Here is a 4151-nt window from a genome sequence, read left to right on the forward strand (position 1 = left end):
GCTTCTAGCCCCCATCCCTCACCGAGGATCAGCGTGGTCATGCCCTCGTTCAACCAGGCCGAGTATCTCGAGGCGGCGCTGGAATCCGTCTTGCGCCAAGGCTACCCGGACCTGGAGTTGATCGTGATCGACGGCGGATCCACCGACGGGAGCCCGGACATCCTGAGGCGGTATGGGGATCGATTGAGCCACTGGTCCTCCACGCCCGATCGGGGGCAGACGGACGCCATCAATCGCGGTTTCGGAATGGCGACCGGAGAGATCGTGGCCTGGTTGAACTCCGACGACGCCTATCTCGCCGGAGCACTGGACGGGGCGGCACGCGCCCTATTGGATCACCCGCATGTTGGGATGGTGTACGCAGATGGGGTCATGGTGGACCAGCAAGGTGCGCTGCTCGATCGCCATCGCTATCGACCGCTCGAGACCCTGGACCTGCTGTGTTTCGATGTCCTTCTGCAGCCAACGGTCTTCATGCGGCGAGCGGCCCTGGGAGAGGTTGGTCCGCTGGACGAGTCCTACAACCTGATCATGGATCATGACCTTTGGGTTCGTTTCGCGGCTCGTCACCCGTTGCTGCACGTTTCCGCGGAGTGGGCTGCGGAGCGGACGCATCCTCAAGCCAAGACCGTCGCTCTCGCCGCAGGCTTCGTCGAGGAAGCTGAGACCCTGATCCGGAAGGCGGGCGTTGACCCGCGGTTGCGCCCCATGGTGGAGGCCAACCGGCAGCTGATCAGGGCCAGCTTGGATGCCTTTGCCGCCCGGCGGCTGATCGATGCCGGCGACTATCGGGGCGCCTCCCTGCGCTGGGCGCGCGCCGCCCGCACCAACGCCCGTGTCGGAATGCGCTACTGGTACAAGGCGGTGCAGGCCGGGCTGAGCGCGGCCGGTGTGAGTCGATGGTTCATTGGGTACCGGAATCTCCGTCGGAGCGCTCAGCATCGCCGCGCCGTGCTGGTCATGGGCGAGAGCGGCGGCGTGATACAGGCGCGGCCGGGCAGGGACGCCCTTGAGATCCAATGACGATCGGATGGCGGCGGTGAGGACCTTCGGCCGCCTCCCGCTGTATCCGTTTCTGGTGGCCGTTTCCCCTGTGATCGCGCTGGCCGCCGTCAACGTCGAGCAGATGACGCCAAGCGAGGCCGCCAGGCCCTTGGCAGTTCTGCTCTTGGGGGAAGCAGCTCTGATGGCCTTGCTGTTCCTCGCAACGAGAAACTGGCACAGGGCTGCTCTGCTGGCTCTGTGTTGGACCTTGCTGTTCATCGCCTATGGGCAGGTCTACGAAACCCTCGAGCGAGCGACCCTCCTGGGCGAGCCGCTCGGGCGGCATCGGTACCTGATGCCGATCTGGGCCGCAGCCGCGGCCGGTTCGGTGTGGCTGGTGCGGCGGGTGCGCGAGCCGGAACGATGGGCGGGCGTTCTTAATGCCGCCGCGGGGATCCTGATCGTTATCCCTCTCGTTCAGCTGGGGAGCTATCGGGTCCAGGTGGTGCAGGCCACTGGCGGCGATCCCGAGGCAGGGGCCCAGGCCCAGGCCGAGCTTCACAGGCCACAACACCCTCCGGACATCTACTACATCATTCTGGATGGCTACGCCCGCGACGATGTGCTGATGAGCATGTTTGGCTTCGACAACTCAGCATTCCTCGAGGAGCTTGAAGCCCGCGGGTTCTCCATCGCCCGCAAGAGCCAGAGCAACTATGCCCAGACCGATCTCTCGATCGCCTCTTCCCTCAACTACGACTACCTTCAGAACCTGGATGAGTCGCTGGGGGAGGAGTCAACGGTACGGGCGCCGCTGCACGACTTCATTGGCGAGAGCCGGGTTGAGGCCGACTTGGAGTCCATCGGCTACACCACAGTCGCTTTCGACACCGGCTACAAGGCGACGGAACTGCGGCGGGCGGACGTCTTCCTCAATCCGAGGCGACAAGGGCTCTTGAAGTGGATCGAGCAGGGTGATCTCTCACCCTTCGAATCCATCCTCGTCTACACGACAGGCCTGCGGGTGCTGGCCGACTCGTCGAAGATCCTTCCGCAGTTCCTGGTGCCGGGTATGAACGACCCATATGAAAGGCACCGAGAGCGCGTCCTGTATGTGCTATCTTCTCTCGCCGAACTGCCCAAACAGCCAGGGCCGAAGTTCGTGTTCGTCCACCTCGTGTCTCCTCACCAGCCGTTCGTGTTCGGGCCAAACGGGGAGCCGATCAACCCGTCGGGCGCCTTCACCCTCGTCGCCGACGATAACCCCCCTGATCCGCACCTGGGGTCCGCAGGCTACATCGACCAGATCCGATTCCTCAACTCCAGGTTGATCCCGTTGCTGGATGAAATCGTCTCCGAGTCCGAGACTCCGCCCGTCATCATCATCCAAGCCGACCATGGCCCACCGGTTGGATCCGTATCGGCAGAAGATCGAATGCGGATCCTCAACGCCTACTACCTGCCCGGCGTCGGAGGGACCCCCGTCTACGACTCGATCAGTCCGGTGAATACCTTCCGCGTGGTCTTCCGGGAGTACTTCGAGGCTGAACTCCCCCTGGCGGAAGACATCGCCTATTTCTCGTCCTACAAGCGTCCATACGACTACTACATAGTTCCTGGTGAGGGTTCCGAGTGATCCTGTGGGAGCGGACCCCTGTCATCGGCCCGGGGGGAGAGCGTGGTGTCCTTGTCTAGCGGCCCTCTGGTCAGCATCGTCACGCCCTCCTTCAACCAGGCGGCGTATCTGGAGGAGACCCTCAAATCGGTCCTCTCCCAGTCGTACCCGCGTATCGAGTACATCGTCGTGGATGGGGGCTCGACGGATGGCACGCTCGACATCCTGTGCCCGTATCAAGCCAAGCTGGCGCGCTGGGTGTCTGAGGCGGATGGCGGGCAGACGGACGCCATCAACAAGGGCTTCGCCATGGCCACCGGGGAGATCTTCGCTTGGCTGAACTCGGATGACCGCTACAAACCGCAGGCGGTGGCGGAGGCGGTGGCCTTCCTGCACGAACACCCAGAGGTAGGGATGGTCTATGGTGACGCCGACTATGTTGACGGCCATGGCCTCCGCACCGGGGCCTTTCCCGCGGCCCAAACCGACTATCGTCGCTTGCGCCAAGGGTATGTGCACATTCCGCAGCAGGCGGCCTTCTTCCGGGCGCGCTTGTGGCACATGCTGGGTCCGCTGGACCCGACGTTCTTCTTCGCCATGGATTATGATCTGTGGGTCCGGATCGCAAGTGTCAGCCGCCTGAAGTACATCAGCCAATCGTGGGCGGAGTTCCGCCTGCACACGGATGCCAAGACCCTGGCAGCCGGCGATCGGTGCTGGCCGGAGATGATCCGTGTCCACCGACGTCTGGGAGGCGGCTGGCTCTCGCCGATCTACCTGCGCTTCGCCTTGCGACGTGCGATTGGCCCGCTGTGGCCGCTACGGTTACGCCTTCAGAACCTCCGTCAGCCCAAGGCCTAGCAGCATCCGGAAGAACCCCTCTCCCGCCTCAGCCCCTATGCGCTCGCAGCAAGCGCAATCGGGAGGGACAACTGCGGAGAAGGGATCGGGGCGGGGTATCGAAAGCCGACCGCATTCTTGCGGAGCCTGTTGGAATGCCAGTCTGGCGCGCCGGAAACACCCGTCCATCATCTCACCCACAAGAGGAACAACCCATGCCAGGCAAGACCGCGGAATTGATCGCCCCCTACGGTGGGAAACTGGTGGATTTGTTCGCCCCTGCCGATGCCATCCAGGAACTCCACGCCCGAGCTGGAGAGCTACCCTCCGTTCAGATCTCCGAGCGCGCGGCCTGCGATCTGGAGATGCTAGCCGTCGGAGGCTTCTCGCCCCTGGACCGATTCATGGGGAAGGCGGACTTCGAGCGCGTGTTGTCGGAGATGCGCCTGGCCGACGGCCACTTGTTCCCCATCCCGGTCACCCTCCCGGTTCGACCCGAACACGGGCTGCACCTGGATCGGACGATCGCCCTGCGGGACTCGAAGAACGATTTGCTGGCCATCATGGATGTCGAGGACATCTATCCTTGGAGCCGCGATGAGCTGGCCGAACGTGTGCTGGGCACCCGGGACCTCCGTCATCCGCTGGTGGCGGAAATGGAGCGCTGGGGGGAGATCAATCTCTCCGGGAAGCTCACCGTGTTGAAGCTGCC

Annotated in this window: 4 protein-coding genes; all 4 read left to right on the top strand. The window is 63.7% G+C overall.

Features of this window, described 5'->3' with window-relative positions; translation table 11 throughout:
• On the top strand, positions 1 to 1023 hold a 1023-nt coding region (locus MUO23_04000; GenBank protein MCJ7512113.1), incomplete at its 5' end, for a glycosyltransferase.
• Positions 1010 to 2620 (top strand): LTA synthase family protein, encoded by a 1611-nt coding sequence (locus tag MUO23_04005; protein ID MCJ7512114.1) that lies wholly within the window; start codon positions 1010 to 1012, stop codon positions 2618 to 2620. The genes MUO23_04000 and MUO23_04005, both read left to right, overlap by 14 nt.
• A gap of 45 nt (positions 2621 to 2665) precedes the next feature.
• Positions 2666 to 3460 carry a glycosyltransferase gene (locus tag MUO23_04010; protein ID MCJ7512115.1) on the top strand — a complete coding sequence of 265 codons (795 nt, stop codon included), beginning with the start codon at positions 2666 to 2668 and terminating at the stop codon, positions 3458 to 3460.
• A gap of 194 nt (positions 3461 to 3654) precedes the next feature.
• Positions 3655 to 4151: hypothetical protein (locus MUO23_04015; protein MCJ7512116.1), on the top strand; the 497-nt coding region annotated here is incomplete at its 3' end.

This window comes from Anaerolineales bacterium, from assembly GCA_022866145.1.
Classification (GTDB): Bacteria; Chloroflexota; Anaerolineae; order Anaerolineales; family E44-bin32; genus PFL42.